The organism is Streptomyces sp. S.PB5, assembly GCF_030403745.1.
Lineage (GTDB): Bacteria > Actinomycetota > Actinomycetes > Streptomycetales > Streptomycetaceae > Streptomyces.
Genome location: NZ_JAQMWP010000012.1, coordinates 287,561 through 306,467 on the forward strand (window position 1 = coordinate 287,561; position 18,907 = coordinate 306,467).

Genomic DNA, 18,907 nt, shown 5'->3' on the forward strand with positions numbered 1-18,907 from the left:
ACGTGGGACCAGTCATGATCCCTCTGTCGTTCGGGCAGCTCGGACTGTGGTTCATCCATCAGATGAATCCGGGCAGCTCGATATACACCATGCAGCTCGCTTCGCGGCTGACGGGGCAGCTGGACAGCACAGCCCTGGAGGAGGCATTGCGAGACGTCGTGCAGCGACATGAATCGCTTCGCACGGTAATCCGACACGGTGAGGGCGAGCCGCACCAGGTTGTCCTGGACATCTCGGAATGCGCGGTGAGCCTGGAGTACGAGGAGCTTGCCGAGGAAGAGCTGGATGAGGCGATGTACGAGGCCTCGGAGCGCCCGTTCGACCTTGTGCGCGACCTGCCCTTTCGGGCATGGCTGTTCGCACTGGGGCCGCAGGAGCACGTGCTGCTCATGTCGATGCACCACATCGTCAGCGATGGCTGGTCGTTGGGGCCGCTCACCGGCGACCTCGCCCGGGCCTACGCGGCGCGGCGCCGTGGTGCCGAGCCGAATATGCCGCCGCTGCCTGTCCAGTACGCCGACTACGCACTCTGGCAGCGGCGGTTGCTGGGCCGCGAGGAGGATCCGGACAGCCTGGCGTCGAGACAGCTCACGCACTGGCGTTCGGTGCTCGACGGCATGCCCCAGGAACTGCGGTTGCCGGTGGATCACCCGCGCCAACCGATGTCCGACTTCGCCGGGGGCACGATCGAGTTCACCCTCGACGCCGATCTGCATACGGCACTGGCCGAGCTCGCCCGCACCGAAAATGCGACCATGTTCATGGTATTGCAGGCCGGGTTTGCGGCGCTGCTGAGCAAGCTCGGTGCGGGCACCGACATTCCGATCGGCTCACCCGTGGCCGGCCGCATGGATGATGCGCTGACCGATCTCGTCGGGTACTTCGTCAATATGCTGGTATTCCGCGTTGACGTCTCCGGCGACCCGACACTGCGAGACCTGGTCAAGCGGGTCCAGGCCGTCGCCCTTGATGCCTACGAGAACCAGGACATCCCCTTCGATCGCCTGGTCACGGCACTCAATCCTGCCCGCTCGCGGACCCGTCACCCGCTTTTCCAGGTCATGTTCACCCTGGAGAACAACACCGACGCCGGGCTCAAGCTCGACGGATTGACCGACGTGCCGTTGGACATCGACGGCGGCAGTTCCATGTACGACTTGGCGTTGAGCCTGCGGGAGAACTTCGGCCCGGACAAGGCGCCGGCTGGGATGGACGCGTTCCTGGAGTACCAGCTCGACCTGTTCGAAGCGGAGACCGCACAGCACGTGGCCGACGGTTACCGGCGGATGCTGGCCGCTCTTGCCGCGGACCCGGATGCGCCGATCAGCGCAGTCGACGTGCGAGGCCGACACCACGTCTGACATCGGGTTCGAAGAAATATTGCCCATGAATTCGGCACGCATTTCGAGTTGAGCGTCCGCTTGCGAATGATGACGACTTACGTAGGAGAGTGAAAGCAGTGGCGAATCCGTTCGAGGACCAGGACGGCGTGTACCTGGTGCTGGTCAATGCTGAGGGACAGCACTCGTTGTGGCCCGCCGCCATCACTGTGCCCGAGGGCTGGACCGTAGTACACGGCGAATCCGGGCGAGAGGACTGCCTGGAGTACGTGAAACGGAACTGGACGGACATGCGGCCCAAGTCCCTGGTCGAGGCGACAACCTCTTGAGGGCCCCTCGGTGTGGCACCGCCACCCGACCCGAAGACACCATCACCTAGCCCTCGTGCCGATACCTGAAACCAGCACGCGCGGAAAGAGACGCAATGAGCGATGTAGAGGTCTCCGGCAAAAAAGGACGCCGAAGCAAACGCAGAAGGCTGCTGACTGACCGAAACTTCACCTGCCTATTGGCCGCCCGGCTGGGCTCCAGCATGGCCAACGGCTTCCTGCCGGTCGCGGAGAGCTTCGGTGTCCTCCACACCACTGGTTCTGCGAGTGACCTCGGCCTTGTCCTCGGAGTTCAGGCGGCGGTTTCGCTCGCCTTGTCGCTGTTTGCCGGCGTCGCGGCGGACCGCTTTCCGCGTGCCGCGTTGCTCATCGTTTCGTCGATCGTACGCCTGGTCGCGGCGGCGACCTTGGCGATAGGACTCCTCACGGACACTGCGACCCTCGCCTGGTTCTTCGCTCTGGCAGTCGTGTACGGCGGCGCTGACGCGCTGTTCGGTCCGGCCAGCATGGCGATCATGCCGGACGTCGTTGCGAGAGAAGACCTGGACGAGGCCAATGCGCTGGTCGGCGCTTTTTCCTCGCTGGCTTGGACGGTGGCCCCTGCGACGGCAGGAGTGGTCGTGGCGGCGTACGGTTCGGGAGCCGCTTTCCTGGTGGAGAGCGTGCTGATGGCTTTCATCACTCTCTGTCTCATATTCGCCAAGATCCCCGCCCGGGGCGAAGTCGAGCCGGATCACGAAGGCGGGACGCTCACGCAGCTGAAGCAAGGCTGGCGGGAGTTCCGAATACGCCCCTGGCTATGGCTGCTCACCTTGCAGTGGACGTTGTTCTCACTGGTCCTGCTGGCTCCCCTCGCGGTCCTCGGCCCGTTGGTGGCCGACACGCATCTGGGCGGTCCCGCAGCTTGGGGTGTCATCGGCACCTGCATGACCATCGGTGTGCTCTGCGCGGAGTTCACCTCCGCGCGGATCAAGCCGAAGCGACCGGTGGTCTTCATAGCGTGGCTGCCACCGCTGATCGTCTTCGAGGCGTTGGCCCTCGGCTCTGGCGTGCCGACGGTGGTGGTGGCGGGTGCCGCGGTGCTCTCCGGCTGCGCGATCGGCCTGCAAGGAGTGTTCTTCCAGACCCTCATGCAGCGAGCCGTACCGAGCGCCGTACTGGGCCGGGTGGCCGCCTTCGACCTGATGGCTTCGGAGATCGCCCAGCCGGTCGGCTTCGCCGTGGCCGGCCCACTGGGCGTCCTGTTCGGCCTGCGCCCGGTGCTGGTGGGCTGTGCTGTGGTCGCGGTGGTGGGCACGGCACTGTTCGCCCTTGCCCTGACCAAGGTTGAGCAACCAGAGCTACAGACGCAGAACGAACCGCGCGTGCCGGACAGCGGCACTGAGGCGACGGTCAGCTGAGCGGTACTCGACTGCGGACGAGCCTTTGACGAAGCCGGACCACCGCGGCACGAAGGAATCAGGAAGATGATGTACAAGGACAGATTGGCCATACCCGGTCCGACCCCGCTGCCGCCCGCGGTCATCGCGGCGGCGACGCATCCCATGGTCGACGAGCGCACCGTGGACTTCGCCCGCATATTCACACGAATCATCGACGGGCTCAGGTCTGTGCTTGGTACCGCGGGGGACGTGCTGATCTTCTCGTCGAGCACCACCGGTGCGTTCGAGAGCGCGGTGCAAAACCTCTTCAGTCCAGGGGAAAAGGTACTCGTGGTGGACAACGGTGCCTTTGGAAGGCGCTGGGTGGAGCTGTGCCGCGCCTATGGCCTGGAGACCGTCGTGCTCGACGTCGCGTGGGGTAGCGAGCCGGACCCCACAGCTGTCGAAGCCTGCCTGGCGGCCGACCCGCACATCGTCGCGGCGATCGTCGTCCACTGCGAGACCTCCACAGGCGTCGTCACCGACCTCGAGGCCATCGGACACGCGACCCGCAACGTGCTGACGATAGTGGACTCGGCCTCCGGGGCCGGCGGCTGCGAAATACAGGCCGACGCATGGGGGTTGGACGTCGTGGTCGGCGGGACTCAGAAGGCGCTGATGGCGCCGCCAGGAGTCTCTTTCGTCTCCGTCAGTGAGCGCGCCTGGCGCCGGCACGCCAAGGCCAGGCATCTGCGGTACTACTTCGACTGGACGATCACACGTGACAGCCTGAACCACTCCATCCCGCGTACCCCTTGGACGCCGGCGGTCGGCGTGCTGCTCCAGTTGTCCGCGGCGCTCGACCAGGTACTCGCTGAAGGCATGGAGCGGCGCCATCAGCGGCATTCGGAGCTCGGCCGGATGGCCAGAGCGGGCTTGCGCGGCCTCGGACTTCGGCTGCTGACCCCAGAAGCGGCGCGCAACGGCATCGTGACGGCAGCGTTCACACCGCCTGGAGTGGGCGCGCAAGCTCTCGTCGATGCGGTGGTCGAGCACACAGGCGTCCAGCTGGCCACCGGCAACGGAGAACTGGCCGACCAAGTGGTGCGGATCGGTCACTGCGGTCACGCGGACCCGCTCGACCTGGTTACCGCGCTGGCCGCGCTTGAGACCGGGTTCGCAGCCCTCGGCGCCCCGGTGCTGCCGGGCAGTGGAGTCACGCCCGTTGTGAAGCTGATGGCACAGCAGGTTGACGCCGCCGCAGGCCCCTTGACGTCGATGTCGCCTACCCCTGAGGAGTCCGCTGCGTGAACGCCGACGTTCGATCAGTGCGTGACGACGCGCCGAAGCTCATCCCGCACCTGCTTGAGCAGCACTCACGGGTGACGCCGCACGCCCCCGCGACCGAGGATGCCCAGCGGGCGCTGACCTACGCCGAACTCACCGCCGAAGCCGAGCACATGGCGGCGCGCCTGGCGGATATGGGAGTGCTTCCCGGCGATCGCGTCGGCGTGATGATGCGTCACTCCGCTGACCTGCTGGTCGCGATTCTCGGCGTGCTGCGTGCGCGAGCGGCCTACGTGCCTATCGACCCGGACTACCCCGACCAGCGCAAGAGTTTCCTCGCGGCAGACTCCGGTATCAAGATCCTCATCGTCGACGGAGCGGAGGGGAGCCCAACCAGCTTGCCCGTCACGACGCTTGCGCCGGACCGGGGGCGCTTGACTCCCCGTCCGGACGCCCCCGCAGCCGCGCCGGACGATCTGGCCTGCGTCATCTACACCTCAGGTTCCACCGGAGCGCCCAAAGGCGTCATGATCACCCATCTCGGCCTGGCGACTCTCGCAGCCGCCGCGAGTGCCGAGTTCGGCATGGGGCCGCGTGATCGCTACCTGATGCTGGCCGCCGCCGCATTCTCCGCCTCACTCGAGGAACTGTTCCCCCCACTCGTGCAGGGCGGGACAAGCGTGTTCCCGGCCGACCGGGTTGCGCTCTCCCCGGTGGAGGCCCTGCTCGACTTCCTCACCGCGCACGACGTCACGCTGCTGGAGATGCAGACCGCGCACTGGCACCTGCTGGTTCGCCACCTCGTGGACACCGGCGGGACAATGCCCCCGGCGCTGCGCCTGGTCGTCATGGGAGGCGACCGCGCCATGCCCGAAGCCGTCCAGCAGTGGAACGGCTTCCGCCTTCCGCTGGTGCACGTCTACGGGCCGACCGAGACCACTGCGACCGCGTCGTACTGGAGCGTGCCGCCCGGACAAGCACCCGAGGACGGTGTGTTGTCCATGGGCGATGCCATCGCCGGAACCCGCATGTTCGTGGTCGACGAGCGGCTCGAACTCGTTCCCGCAGGTGCCGAGGGCGAGCTGCTCATCGGTGGTGACTCGCTGGCACGCGGTTACCTGGACAGACCCGATGTCACCGCGGAGAAGTTCGTCGCCGACCCCTACTCGGGGATTCCGGGGGCCAGGTTGTACCGCACCGGCGATCGGGTACGCCGTCTTCCCGACGGGCGGCTGCAATTCCTCGGACGCAGCGACCAGCAAGTCAAGGTGCGCGGCTATCGCGTCGAACCAGGCGAGATCGAGGCTGCGCTCGACCGGCACCCAGCGGTGCGTCAAGCCCTGGTCACGACAGGTCAAGACGCGTCGGGCGAACAGCGATTGATCGGCTACGTGACTGCTGACCGGGACACGGTGAGCACCGGTGAGCTGCGTTCCTTCCTCGCCGACGAACTGCCGGCCCATCTGATCCCTTCAGCACTGATCCGGCTCGACGATTTTCCGCTGACGACGCATCGGAAAATCGACCACGCGATGCTTCCGCAGCCGCCGAAACGCCGGCCCGACCTGCCCACCGAATTCGTGCCACCGACAGGTGAGACCGAGCGGCGCATCGGCGCCGCCGCGGCGGAGCTACTGGGACTCGACGAGATCGGTGTGCTCGACAACCTGCTCGACCTGGGCGGGGATTCGCTGTTCATGTTGCGGCTGATCAGCTGGATCCGCAAACACTTGGGCATAAGCCTCGGTGTCCGCGAGGTCTTCGCATCGTATTCGGTACGCGGAGTGGCAGCGCTGGCCGACGCGACGGCGGACGTCACGGCGGTGGGTAAGCCGGGCAGTGGCTGGTGACCATGGTTCCCGACCTACCAGTCGCAGTGCTTCCGGAACCGGCACCCGCCGATCTCATGACAGCGCTGCATGCTTCAGGCGTTCGACTGGCTCCGCTGGCCCGGGCTCAGGGCTTGATCTGGACCGGCGAACAGCCCTCGGCGCTGGCAGCCGCACTCGAGTGCGCGCCGTCGGTGCGCTGGGTTCAGCTGGCGAGCACCGGCGTCGAAAGCTACCTGCCGCTCATGGATCAGCGGATCCGCTGGAGCCGGGCCGTGGGCGTCCAGTCCGAGCTGGTGGCTGAACACGCCCTCATGCTCGCGCTGACCGTGCTGCGTCAGGGCACTGCCTCCGTGAGGGCCGGCGCGTGGCGGCCGCGTCCCGCCATCGGACTGACGAACGCCGAGGTCCTTGTGGTGGGCGGCGGCGGGGTTGCCCGGGCACTGCTCGCACTGCTGCGCCCGTTCAGGGTCCGCGCCAAGGTGGTGTGCCGCGGCGGCGCCCCGATGGCGGGCGCCGAGGTCGGCACGCCCGATCGCCTCGACGAATTCCTGCCCGAGGCCCGTGTGGTCTTCCTCGCGGCGCCGCTGACCGCAGACACGGCCGGGCTGATCGACGCAGCCAGACTCAGGTCCATGCGTCAGGACGCCTGCCTGGTGAACGTGGCGCGCGGCGGGCTCGTCATCACAGACGACCTCGTACGTGCGCTGACCTCCGGGTGGATCGCCGGCGCCGGCCTGGACGTCACCGACCCCGAGCCGCTTCCTCCGGAGCACCCGCTGTGGTCCCTTCCCAGTTGTGTGATCACCGCACACTGCGCGGGCGATCTGGATCACGCACTCGGACCCTTCGTCGACCTGGTCCGGCGCAACATTCGTCGACTGGCGAACGGCCTTGAGCCGATCGGCCTGGTCGACCGGGACCTCGGTTACTAGCCGACTGTCAGGAAGAGCGGGTCACGATGACCGAGACAACCACCACTCCGAAGGCCACGAACCCGACCGGAGCACCCATGGGCAACCGACAGATCGAGAGGATCTCCCTCCTGCAGGAGCAGATCTGGATTGCTGAACAACTCGCCCCGGGCCGCAGCGTTTACGGAATACCCATGGTGATCCGTCTGCGTGGCGCGTTGGACACGGAGCTCGCCGCGCGCTGCGTGACCGAGATCGTGCGTCGGCATGAAGTGCTGCGCTCCCGGGTGGGCGAGAAGAACGGTGAACCGTACCTCATCACAGATCCGCCGCAGCCCTTCGCGCTGCCTGTGCTCGACTTTCGCTCCCGGCCCGACGAGTGGCGTGTCTTCGTCGAGACCGCCGCTCGCGAGCCCTTCGACCTCGTGCACGGCCCGCTGCTGAGAGCTGCTGCGCTACGTCTTGAGGATGACGCCTACGCGCTCTTCCTCAACATGCACCACATCGTCGCGGACGGTTGGTCGCTGCGTCTGTTCTGGACCGAGTTCGCCGCGCTCTACGCCGCATGGCACGCGGGCGATGAGCCCGATCTGCCTGACCTCACCATGCAGTACCGCGACTTCGCCGCCGAACAACGGCGCATCACCGAGGACGGCGGGTACGACAACGCGCTCGACGCGTGGGCTCAGGAATTGGCCGGTGCGACGACAACCCTTGCACTGCCGGTCGATCACAGTTCAGGAGCGTCCCGGGACTACCGGGGGAATGAGTTCAAGACAGTGGTGCCCGAGCAGCTTCGGGCCGATGCCTACGCCTGCGCCAAGCGGCTCGGGGTCACGCCGTTCGCGATGCTCGGCGGTGTGTGGGGCGTGCTCCTGGCCCGCTGCACCCGTCAGGACGACCTGCTGATCGGAACGCCGCTGGCCGGCCGGACCCGTCCCGAGTACCAGTCGCTCATCGGGCTGTTCGCCAACACCATGCCGTTGCGACTGCGGCTGGACGCGGACGTGTCCTTCGCCTCCCTGGTCCGCGAACTCCAGCTGAGTACCTTCGACGCACTCTCCTCACAAGACGCGCCCTTCACCGAGCTCGTCAAACGGGTCGACTCCCAACGCACCTCACGTGAGGCCCCGCTCTTCCAGACGGTGTACTCCTTCGAGCAGTCCACGGAGTTCGAAGCCACGCTGCCGGGCTGCGCGGTGACGGAGCTGTACGAGTTGCCCAATGGCGGGGCCCGGTTCCGACTCAGTCTCGGCGCTGTGGACGCGCTGGGGGAGCTGAGCCTTCAGTTCGAATACGACAGTGAGCTGTTCGACCCGGGCACCATCGAGGCAATGGCCGAGAGCTACCTGGCGCTGCTCGGCGACGCCGCCTCCCACCCCGAGTCCCCACTGGGAGCGCTTCGCACGTCGACCGACGCCGAGCCCGATCGGGAGCTCACCGGCCGGCCCGTGCCCGGGGAGGAGCCGGCCACCCTGCACGCGCTGTTCGAGCGACGGGTCCGACAGAGCCCAGATGCGCCGGCGATCGAGCGCGAAGACGGTACTCCGGTCAGCTACGCACAGCTCAACAGCCAGGCCAACCGGCTCGCGCGGCATCTGCGCCGGCTAGGTCTTCGCACGGGCGAGCGGGTGGCGCTCGCCTTGCCCCATGGCTCCTCCTGGCCGGCCGCCGTGCTCGCCGTGCTGAAGGCGGGCGGGGCCTACGTCCCTGTGGCTCCGGACGCGCCCGGCAGCCGCAACGCCCACGTCCTCGCCGAGACCGCGCCCCGCCTGGTGCTCACGCTCGTGGACCGCGCCGAGGACTTCGCCGGGGCCCACCACGTGCTCGCCCTCGACGATCCGGCGGTTGCTTTCTCGATCGAGGCCCAGAGCGGTGAAGATCTCGAGAACATCGCCGTGACAGGTCGTCAGGTCGCGTATGTCCCGTTCACCTCCGGCTCGACCGGTGTACCCAAGGGCACCCTCGTCACCCATGCCAACCTGACCGCGTTCACCCGCGCCGCGGTGGACACGTTCGATCTGGGCCCGGACGACAGGATGCTGCAGATCGCCGCGATGACCTTCGACGTACATGTCGAGGAGTTCTTCCCCACCTGGCTGGCCGGTGGCTGCGTCGTCTTCTTCGATGGCGTGCTCGGCCGCACCAGCCAGGAGGAACTGCTGCACCTCCTCGGAGAGCGCGAGATCACCATATGTGAGCTCCCCACCGCCTACTGGATGGAAGTGGTGCGCCTGATCGACCCGGCCGTTGTCCCCGTTCCGAAAACCTTGCGGCGAGTGCTGGTCGGCGGCGAACGCGCGCCGATCGAGGTCTACCAGCGCTGGTTGGACTTCGGGATTGCGCTCACCAATGTCTATGGACTCACCGAAACGGCGGTGACCAGCACGACCTACCAGCCCGGTGCTGACTTCGACCGCGAGGCGCTGCCGATCGGACGCCCCATGCCGCACGCCGCCGTCTACGTGCTCGACGCTTTGCTCGCACCGGTGGGACGCGGCGTGCCAGGGGAGATCTACCTGGCCGGCCCCGGCGTCTGCGACGGCTTTCTCAACCGGCCCGAGCAGACCGCCGAGCGCTTCTTGGCGGACCCCTTCGCGCCCGAGCCGGGCGCACGTATGTATCGCACCGGCGACCAAGGCCGCTGGACCACCGAAGGCGACCTCGAATTTCTCGGCCGCGTGGACCGTCAGCTCAAACTGCGCGGCCATCGGGTCGAGCTCGCCGAGATCGAATCCGTACTCGACGGCCATCCGGACGTGGAGCGCAGCCTGGTCGTGCCTCGGCGCACCGAGGCTGATCCAGCGGCCGAGCTCGAGCTGATCGCGTTCCTGATCGGTGCGCACGCCGACGAGGCAGCAGTCGCGGCATACGTACGTACCCAGCTTCCCCCGCACCTGGTTCCGGCTCACATCTCCGTAGTTGAACGGTTCCCGCTCACCTCGCACGGCAAGGTCGACCAAGCAGCCTTGCTCGCGCTGCCCAGCCGCGAGCGTGCCGTCCCCGAGGAAGCGCAGGGCAGCGAGCTCGAAGTCAAGGTCGCGGAGGTCTACTGCGAGGTGCTCAAAGTACCGACGATCGACCTGCGGACGGACCTCTTCGCCCTGGGTTTCCACTCTCTGGCCGCGCTGCGGCTCGTTTCCCGCCTCAAGAGTGCGTTCACGGTGCAAGTCCCGATTGCCGACTTCTTCCTGGACTCCTCAGTCACCAACGCCGCCCGACTGATCGCGGCGGCGGGGGCCGACCGACCAGTCGGCTGACTGCGCCATCGGCGCATACGACCGACATTCGGGCATGTGTCCACAGGGTCAGCGGTCGTCCAGGCCGGAGGGGCCGGAGGCGGTCTGGGTGAGGCTTCCGCCGAGCCAGGCGGCGGTGAGTTCCCTCCGGGACCGGGAGCCTGTGCGCTGGAACAGTCGGGTCAGACGCTGTTCCACCGTTTTGGGGCTGCAGGCGAGTTCTGCGGCGATCTGCCGGTTGCTGGCGCCGTCAGCGACCATGCGCACCAGCCTGATGTCGAGTTCGGTCAGCTTCTGGTGGCCTTGGCGGAGTCTCGGTACGGGGATGTTGCGCTGCTCCGCGGCACGGATGACCGCAGTGCGGAAGGGGCCTCCCAGGCCGAGGGTGTGAGCGTTGCCCATGGCCTCGGTCAGCCAGCGCCGCGGATCGTCCGCGACACGTGTCAGCCACAGGCCGCAGATGACGCTCAGATGTACGTCGCCTCGGAGCTTGATCAACCGGTGGGCGATCAGCGCGCTGTCCGTGTCGTGGTGCGCGATGCCGCGTGCGAGAAGGAGGACCTCGTGGGTCATGGCGGTGGCTGCCTCCTCGTGCAGGGTTTCCACTTCCTCCAGGACCTGTTGGACCGTATGCGGCTGATCCGAGTCGGCGGCGAGCGACAGAATGCGCAGCAGCAGCCGCTCGACACCGGCGAGCTGGCCGTTCTTTCGTGCCTGCCGAGCGTCGTGCCTGGCTTCCTCCAGCGCCTCCTCCCGTCGGCCCGACCAGTACCGGACCGCCAGCCGCGCCCGGGCGGCCAGGGGATGAGTGAGGGTGTCGGGGACCAGGTCGAGCCATGTTGTGGCGCGTGCGACGTCCCCGCGCATGCAGTGGATCTCCGCGGTCAGCGCCCGTGGCAGGTAGGGGGTGCCCGCGTCCGCGTGGGTGCGGCTACGTACCTCGATGCGCCGGGCGGTCGCCAGAGCGGCGTCCCAATTCCCTGACAGATAGTCGCGCACCATGCCCCGGTACTGGACGGCGATGCCCTCGGGTGCCGCGACATACCGGTCGCCGAGGACTGCTGCGAGAGCGCCGGCCAGGTCTGCGTACGCGGCGGCGCTGCGCAGCTGGTCCAGGGCGTGGTCGTCGATGGCGTCGGGGGGCATGTGCTGCCGCGCGCGGCTCAGTTCGGTGTGGCTGCCGACCGCGGCGGTCATCAGATGGAGTTCGGTGGGCTGGGGCAGCGGCATGGTGCGGTGTCCGGGACCGGAGGCGTCCAGGATGTGGAGTGAGGCCACTGTCAGCCGTGTTGTCAGCGGGCCGATGCCGTAGAGGCCGCCCAGTGCCGCAAGCCCGGCCGCGGCGGGAAGCCGGCCGGCGACCTTGCCGAAGCGAGGGTGGATGCCATCGGCGCAAGGGGCTCGGTGTTCGTGAAGGGCTGCCCACGCCCATGCGGCGGCGATGCTCGACAGGCCGGCCGGTTCCTCCACGCCCTCGGTGTGTTCGGTATGCGGCGGGTCCAGGAGGGCGAGCAGCGGCTTACCGAGCGCCAGGAGCCCTTCGTGGTCGCCGTGCCGCAGGCTCAGGCTGCTCGCCTCGTGGAGCACACCACGGGTGCGCTGGTCCTGTGGTGCGAGCCGGTCAAGCGCGGCCGCGTATGCGCGGGCCGATCGGGGCCAGTTGATCCGGGCCTCCTGGCGGGCTGCGGCCAGCAGCAGCGGCACGGCGAGAGCATCGTCCAGGAGCGGGCCGGAGGCCGCGACGCGATCGGCGAGCCTCGGGTAGCCGCGGCCGGTGGCTTCGGCACCGAGCTCGTCCGCCAACCGCTTGATGTACCGGGCGGAGTTGCCCTGCACGTCGCGCTGGATGGGCAGGGTCCGTAAGGCCGCGGCGAGCGCCGGGACGGCGAATGACAGGCGGCCTTGCGGGTCCACGGTCAGGATCCCGTCCTTGATCAGGCGGTCCAGTGCATGCTCAAGGGACCGGGCGCCGGCCGGTGACGTCATCGTGAACGTGTCGTTGATGTGCACTTCGGCGTGGTCCAGTACATGGGCGGTGACGATCGCCGCCTTGATGGTCTTGGAGTCCGCGGGCGTGTCGGGCCAGCCGAACCGGAGCAGCTCGGCCGTCCCGGCGGTCAAGCGCAGCCGTTTTTCCGCAAGCGCGAGGCATGAGCGGCCGTCGAGTTCCACCAGGTCCTGCTCGTCCAGCGCGTCGAGCACCGACAGCACGGCGCGGGGGTTGCCCGCCAGTGTGCCCAGCGCCCGCGACACAGCGTCCGCCAGCGCGGGTTCGGCCGGGCGGCCGAACCGCCGTGTGATGTGGACGTTGACGAGCGTGGCGACGTCGGCAGGCTGCAGTGGGGGCAGTTCGAGGAACTGGTCGGCCGCGGCCGTCAGCCGGGCGCGGCCGGGGTCCGTCGCGGGCCTGGGCCGGCCGGCCATCACCACGGGTATGCCTCGCGGGCGGAAGACCCGCAGCAGCAGCGCCAAAGCATCGGCGCTGTGCTGCGGCATCCGCTCGGCGCTGTCGACAACCAGCGCGAACGGGGTCTGGCGGGAGGCCTCCGTCAGTGCCTCGGAGAAGGCGGACAGCGCGCTCGCCCCGCCCTCCCGCACGGCGGCGCGTAACTGTGCTCGGCGGGCTGCCGTGAGAGGCGGCAGGCAGCCGTCGGGATCCTCGACCGTCAGGCCGCAGCCTGCGTCGAGGACGATCGCGTCGGCCGTGTCCTCGGCGTCTTCGTCTTCCCAGCCGAGCCGCACCACTGCGACGCCGGCCTGGGCTGCCGCACGCCGAGCCTGCTCCAGGATGGTTGTCTTGCCCATTCCGGCCTCTGCGGTGACCAGCAGGATCCGGGCCGCTTCCCCGCTGGCGCGCAGGGCTTCCGTCACGTCGCGGACCGCGCCGTCTCTGCCGATGACCGCTCCACGCTGGTGCCGCATGGCGCCGCTCCTCTCGTTCTCCTCAACCGCGAGGGGAGACGGCTCCGGGCAACTTTGCGTTCCTTTTGCCCGACTGGAGATGTACGGCACTCCTGGCGCATCGGAGGTCGGCGCGTACAGGGCCTGGCGGTTCATGGCGTGGCGACGACGCTCATAATGTCCGCGCACGGACGAAAGGCCGGGTGCGGGGGCACAGCCGGTGGCCGTGTTCGCTGTCCGCCCGGGCATATCTCTCAACAAGGATGTACTGCACAGTGGCTGCAACCGACGAACTGATCAGCTGGGGTACGCCCGCGCGCCTGGACCGTACCGGCGACAGTCTGCTGGGCCGCGAACGCGAGTTGGAGCAGAGCCACGACTTCCTGAGCGACCCTGACGGTCCCCGCCTGGTCCTTGTCCGAGGCGAAACCGGTGTGGGCCGCAGTGCGTTCCTGAGGGCGGTCGGCGGACGGCTGCGTGCACAAGGGAGCGCCGTACTTGCGGTGGACTGTGTTCCTGGCGACGGTGAACGGCCTCTGCTGCTGGCACTGCGGCTGGTCATGGCGCTCGAAGAGCACCGATCCGCCTCGCCACGGCGGCCGGCCGGAAAGCTGGTCACTCGGGCGCTGTCCGCCGTCGACCAGCGTGACCCCACGGCGATGCAGGCATTGTTCCGCGCTTCTCTCACCCAGGCCACGCCGCTCACCATCATGGTCGACGACGTCCAGCATGCCGATCCCGAATCCCTGGCCGTGCTGTGCCAGGTCGACTTCTCGCGGCTCGCGCCCGGTGTCCGGCTGGTGGTTTCCGCAGTGCGGCACGTCGCGCAGGGCCGAGGGGGCATGAGCGAGGGCGCGCCGGACGCCGTCGGCTCGGGCACCTCGAGCTATGGACGGAAGGCCGCTGAGGCCCGGGCACCAGGCTGCGACGGTCCGGCCGGGCTCCTGGAGCGGCTGTCCGGTATCGAGGGGGCCCGCACGGTGGAGCTGTCCCCGCTGGGACCGGATGACGTCAGCGCGCTGGTCACGCGGTGGTTGCAGGCAAAGCCCGACGCCGTCCTCGCCCGGCAGGTAGGCGAGTTGACCCGTGGCATCCCGGGAGCAGTCGACGCCCTGCTCACGGGCTGGACTCGCCGGGACGGGATCCGGGTCGCCGACGGCCACGCCTTCCTTGGCGCGAGGACACCAATACCAGTGCTGCCGGACGACAATGCGTTCGTCACGGCACTGGACACGCTGGGCGAGCCGTATCGTTCGGTGGCCGCGGCGTTGAGCATTCTGGGGCCGCTCGGCCGCCCGGCCCTGCAGCTGACCGCGGCGTGGGCCGGCCTGTCCGCCGACACTGCCTACGACGGTGTCTGCCGCCTGGTCGAGTCGGGCATCCTCGACCAGGTGCCCGGACCGGACGGCGCCACGGCGGCGGGCTGGACGTTCTGGCTGCCGCTGACAGGGCACACCGTCCGGGAGCGGCTGAGCCCGGTGGAGCGCAGCCGGTTGTCCGCCATCGCGGTCGAGGCCATCTGGTCGGACGCGGCAGGCGCCGGGGAGGCAACGTACCCGGCAGCGGCCCTGCTCGACGAGGCGGAGCTGGAGGCCTACTTGGCTGACCGGATCACGGATGCGGGCACCCGGATCGACCGCGAACGCGCCGTGGCCGACCTGACTGCCGCCGCCGAACGGGTGCAGCCCGGCACCGAGGACCGGGCGATGCTCCGGTGGCTGCAGGCTGCCACCGATTTGATCGTGCAGCCGGGTGCCCGGGATCTGGCCCTGCAGCGATATCTCAGGGCCGCCTATGTGGCGGGCGACTACCAGAGCGGGCGGGCCATCGCGGAAACGCTGTTGCGTAACCCGGGGGAAAGTCTCACCGCGCCAGAGCTGCAGGCGATCGCCCAGCTTCTCGTGGGAGTGACGGGCAACCAGTTGGACTGGAGGAGGCTGTCCCGGCTGGCGACCGCACGCTGGTGGGACGAGCTGCCGGTGCCCGCCGTGGTGAAAGTGAGCGGCCAGGCCCTGGCCCTGTGCCATCTGGCGAGGTGGCAGGAGGCACGGGAGATGCTCTCGCGGACCGAAGCGGTGTGGAACACCAGCCCTCGTGTCCGTGTGACGCCCCGGGTTTTCGGGGCAGCGGCGGAACTGGCGATGGGCCGCCCGGAGCCCTTCGGGCGCGAACTGGCCATGCCGGACGCGTCAGAACTGCCTCCTGGCCAGGTGTACGCACTTGCCGGGGCTCTGTTCGACGAAATGGCCGCCGGCTATGACCTGGACGCGGCCGAAACCCTGCTGCGATCCCGCGGGCTGACCGGGGAGGTGCTGCCCCCGCTCAGCCGGTTCCTGTGGCACCACCTCACCGGGCGGTGGGACGAGGCGCTGGAGTCGGCCCGCCGGTTGCTGGCGATCGGCCGGGTCCAGCACCCCGCGTCGGACAGTTATCTGCTTCCCGCGCGGACCGCGACCATCCTCCTCGCCCGGGGCCGTACCACCAGTGCCCTCCGCTTGATGGAGAGCATGCGTGTCCCCGAGGAGGCTCCGCCCTCGTGCTCCATGAACGCCGCCGAGGCGGAGGTACTCAGGGTTCTCGGCGACCGGGACGGCGCCGAGAAGGTGCTGCGCCGCGGTCTGGACAAGGCTCAGGCGCACGCTCACGTCTACGGCACGGAAGAACTGTGGGCCCCGCTGGCCGAGGTGACGGCCGAGGCGGGACGCACCGCCGAGGCGGCGGTACACATGCACCGCCTGGAGCAACTCGCCTCCCGGACGGGCAGCGGAAGGGCGCGGCTCAGGTATCTGCTGGCCTCGGCCCGGGTCCTGCGCCAGGACGCTCCCGACACCGCCCGCGACCACCTGCGCGAGGCGGTGGAGCTGGCCCGCTCCCGCGGCCTGCCGTTCGAGACGGCGACCACCCTCGTGGCAGCCGCCGACGCGGGCGCGGGCCCGGCCGCGCTGCTGCACGAGGCCTATGAACTGTTCGGCCAGACCGCCGCCGCCCTGTGGCGATTCCGCACCAGGACCGCACTGCGCGAGGCCGGACTGAGCGTCCCCGGCCGCAAGCAGGCCACCGCCGAGAACGACCACCTGCTCGCCACCTTGCTCGCCGAACAGCTCACCACCCGCCAGATCGCCACCGTCCTGCGGCTCAACGAGGACGCGGTCGTCGGACGTCTGACCCGGCTGCTCGCCCGCACCGGAAAGCGCTCCCGAACCGAACTCGTCACCGCCGTCCTCACGGGCACCCTCGACTTCTTCTGACATGAGCGGGCCCTTGACCCGCGAGCCATCCGGCCGCCCACTCCCGCAGCCGACTGACGAAGCTGGGCAGCGGACACGACGGTTCGCGATCAGTTTCCCTGTACTTAGCCGCTGAAGGATCGAGACCGCCTGAACAGTCGAACACTCCTGCCAGCATGGTCAACCGCAGCAGCCTTGGCATTCGACGGCGCATGCTGGCTCGCGCTCGGACCTGAGGAAACGCCGAGGAAACAACCATGAACATGGACAAGCGAGATGCGGTTGAACGCGTAACGCATCGGTGCACAAGAGCACGATTGCATCGCCGCGGGCTGGCAGCCCCGGCTTGTGGAGCCACGAATCAAGGGAGTAAGGCGTCGTTTCATTGGGTGGGACGGCGGTAGCTGATGAGCGCTGCGGCGATGCCGACGAAGGCCAGAAAGTGTTCGTCCCTGCGCTCGTAGCGACGCTGCAGGCGTCAGCCCGGCGAGCCAGGACACCGTCCACCCAACGACCCGGTGGTGGCGGTCTGGCCGCTGCAAGGACTCGATGCCTTTGCGGGCGATGCGGTGGGCGGATGCCTCGCTTGCGGAGCCATCGGCGCGGGCCGCGGCGTGAGCGGATCGGTGGCATCCCGCGCACGAGCGGCTTCCGGCCGAGGCTGGCGTGCAGCCGGCGCCAGAGATGCCCAGCGATAGACGTAGACCGTTCCGGTCAGTGGCCCCCGTTTTTGCAGCCCTGAGGCTGACGGACCTGACTCCTGTCACTCCTCGTTTCCCCGACCCCACGCAAGGGAAAAATACGTGATCATTACGTTGCGAGAGCAATCCTGTCAGGAACTCGTTGTGGAAGAGCGAGCTGCTGGACACGACAGCGACCCCTGGACATACCAATTACCGGATCAATGGTTCGGCATCCTCACGCCAATACGGGGTGAGTGTCAAATTGAAGGTCGAGAGAATCACGGTTGGCTACGTACCACGCTCAGGCCTGGAGAGGTCTGCCGGGTCGCACCAAACAACCTCGTCCGGCTCGGCAGGACACCGCCCAGACGTCTCCCGTTCGAAGTCGTCTATATCCAGCTTTCCGTGGAAGTCCTTCAGCGAGCACTGGACACGCACACCACCGCTCCTGTCCGTGATGTTTCAGAATTACAGACACTGCGCGCCTTCGATCCACACGTCGCATCCATGGCGCAAACTCTACTTCACGCCCGAAAAACAGGTGCAGGAGAGCGCTATGTCCTGAGTGCGGCCCAGTACCTGGCTGAATATCTACTCCATCCACGCCCCGACGCCTCACCGCGCACCGGAGGCCTCAGCCCGGAACAGTTACAAACGGTGACAGCGTTTATGAGCGCAAATTTATCCTCGAGTATCACGCTTGATCGGCTTGCCAAGGAAGCAGGACTCAGCCGGTACCACTTCCTGCGCCGTTTTTCTGCAGCCACCGGAAAGACACCTCTGCAATACCTCACCGAGTTGCGCATCGAAGCTGCCTGCTATCTGCTCGCAGTGGACAATGACCCAGTGTCTCAAGTCGGTAGGCGCTGCGGTTTCTCCAACCCGGAGCACTTCGCCCGCGTGTTCCGTAAGCACGTTGGATGCGCGCCATCGCAATACCGGCAGCAAGGGCAGCATGCCCCTTCCCCTTGAGCGGGTGTCACCGCATCGTCGTGACACGGACCCACCGTGATGCTCGCACCCGTCTCCACGGACGACGGACCGCCAGCACCGCCGCGGGCCTGCACCCGCCCGGCCCCCTCGGCGTACCCCCGGCCCTGACCGATCTGCCGCCTCCCAGGGACGCCCCGCCGGGCCCCGTCGGCCGCTCCGGCGCGGCCCCAGGGGGGAGGCTGACACAGGTATGGCGACCGGCAGGTGCTGGCGGCCATCGTGTTCGTGGCCGCGACGGGATGTACGTGGCGCCGGCTGCCGTCGGGCTCCGGCCCGTCCCGGGCGGCCGCGCACCGGCGGTTCGCGGAGTGGAGCCGCGCCCGTGTGTGGGGCAGGCTTCACCGCCTGGTGCTGGATGAGCTCGGCGCCCTCGGCGAGTTGGACTGGTCGCGGCGTGCCATTGACTCGGTGAATATGCGGGCCTTGAAAGGGGGACATGACAGCCACGGACTGGAACCCCTGGTACGGGGAATCTCGCCGATCCGTTCTCGCCGTGCGTTACGAAGGCAAGGCTGAACACTTCCTGGCCTTCGCGGGGATAGCCGCAACTCCGATCTGCTACCGCCGGCTCTCGGCCTGAAGACGGAGCTCAGGCTCAGGTGTTGGCACCTCGCGCCGCTACCTGCCAGCGGTCGACCACCTTGCGATCTCGGACGACCAGCAGCTCCTCGGCGAGATTCACCGGCGTGCAGATGTGGTTGGGGACGACAGTGTCAATCCCCTCGCAGCGTGGAGACGATCTATGCGGCCAGTCCCTCGGTGAGGGTGGCTCGGTAGTCACGTTCGTAGTCGATCGGGCTCTTG

At 68.2% G+C, this 18,907-nt stretch carries 10 protein-coding genes and 2 pseudogenes; 10 read left to right on the forward strand and 2 right to left on the reverse strand.

The window, feature by feature from the left end:
* Positions 1 to 14: 14 nt before the first annotated feature.
* The 7 genes from PH203_RS30655 to PH203_RS30685 all read left to right on the forward strand — a co-directional run bounded on the left by PH203_RS30655 (position 15) and on the right by PH203_RS30685 (position 10,320).
* Positions 15 to 1,361 (forward strand): condensation domain-containing protein, encoded by a 1,347-nt coding sequence (locus PH203_RS30655; RefSeq protein ID WP_289923978.1) that lies wholly within the window; start codon positions 15 to 17, stop codon positions 1,359 to 1,361.
* Between the two features lie 98 nt (positions 1,362 to 1,459).
* Positions 1,460 to 1,669 (forward strand): MbtH family protein, encoded by a 210-nt coding sequence (locus PH203_RS30660; RefSeq protein WP_289923979.1) that lies wholly within the window; start codon positions 1,460 to 1,462, stop codon positions 1,667 to 1,669.
* A gap of 95 nt (positions 1,670 to 1,764) precedes the next feature.
* Positions 1,765 to 3,069, forward strand: coding sequence for an MFS transporter (locus tag PH203_RS30665; RefSeq protein ID WP_289923980.1), 1,305 nt, complete (start codon positions 1,765 to 1,767; stop codon positions 3,067 to 3,069).
* A 66-nt stretch (positions 3,070 to 3,135) separates the two neighbouring features.
* The gene (locus PH203_RS30670) at positions 3,136 to 4,341 is read left to right on the forward strand and encodes an alanine--glyoxylate aminotransferase family protein (RefSeq protein WP_289923981.1); all 1,206 of its coding nucleotides are present in this window, start codon (positions 3,136 to 3,138) and stop codon (positions 4,339 to 4,341) included.
* Complete coding sequence (locus tag PH203_RS30675; RefSeq protein WP_289923984.1) at positions 4,338 to 6,167, forward strand: non-ribosomal peptide synthetase; 1,830 nt, start codon at positions 4,338 to 4,340, stop codon at positions 6,165 to 6,167. Before PH203_RS30670 ends, PH203_RS30675 begins: the two co-directional genes overlap by 4 nt.
* Before the next feature lie 2 nt (positions 6,168 to 6,169).
* Entirely contained in the window at positions 6,170 to 7,081 is a 912-nt protein-coding gene (locus PH203_RS30680) for an NAD(P)-dependent oxidoreductase (protein WP_289924008.1), read from the forward strand.
* Positions 7,082 to 7,107: 26 nt separating this feature from the next.
* Positions 7,108 to 10,320 (forward strand): amino acid adenylation domain-containing protein, encoded by a 3,213-nt coding sequence (locus PH203_RS30685; protein ID WP_289923986.1) that lies wholly within the window; start codon positions 7,108 to 7,110, stop codon positions 10,318 to 10,320.
* 48 nt (positions 10,321 to 10,368) lie between these two features.
* Here the strand turns inward: PH203_RS30685 and PH203_RS30690 are convergent, their stop codons facing one another.
* Positions 10,369 to 13,221, reverse strand: a complete 2,853-nt coding sequence (locus PH203_RS30690) for a LuxR family transcriptional regulator (RefSeq protein ID WP_289923988.1) — start codon at positions 13,219 to 13,221, stop codon at positions 10,369 to 10,371.
* Between the two features lie 254 nt (positions 13,222 to 13,475).
* Here PH203_RS30690 and PH203_RS30695 point away from each other — a divergent pair, with 254 nt between their 5' ends.
* Positions 13,476 to 16,448 (forward strand): AAA family ATPase, encoded by a 2,973-nt coding sequence (locus PH203_RS30695; protein ID WP_289923990.1) that lies wholly within the window; start codon positions 13,476 to 13,478, stop codon positions 16,446 to 16,448.
* A gap of 361 nt (positions 16,449 to 16,809) precedes the next feature.
* Here the strand turns inward: PH203_RS30695 and PH203_RS30700 are convergent.
* Positions 16,810 to 17,143, reverse strand: a pseudogene (locus PH203_RS30700) (IS5/IS1182 family transposase); the annotation flags it as partial.
* Between the two features lie 87 nt (positions 17,144 to 17,230).
* Between PH203_RS30700 and PH203_RS30705 the strand changes: the two are divergent.
* The gene (locus PH203_RS30705) at positions 17,231 to 18,082 is read left to right on the forward strand and encodes an AraC family transcriptional regulator (protein WP_289923992.1); all 852 of its coding nucleotides are present in this window, start codon (positions 17,231 to 17,233) and stop codon (positions 18,080 to 18,082) included.
* 174 nt (positions 18,083 to 18,256) lie between these two features.
* Positions 18,257 to 18,683: pseudogene (locus PH203_RS30710) on the forward strand (transposase); the annotation flags it as partial.
* Between the last annotated feature and the right edge of the window lie 224 nt (positions 18,684 to 18,907).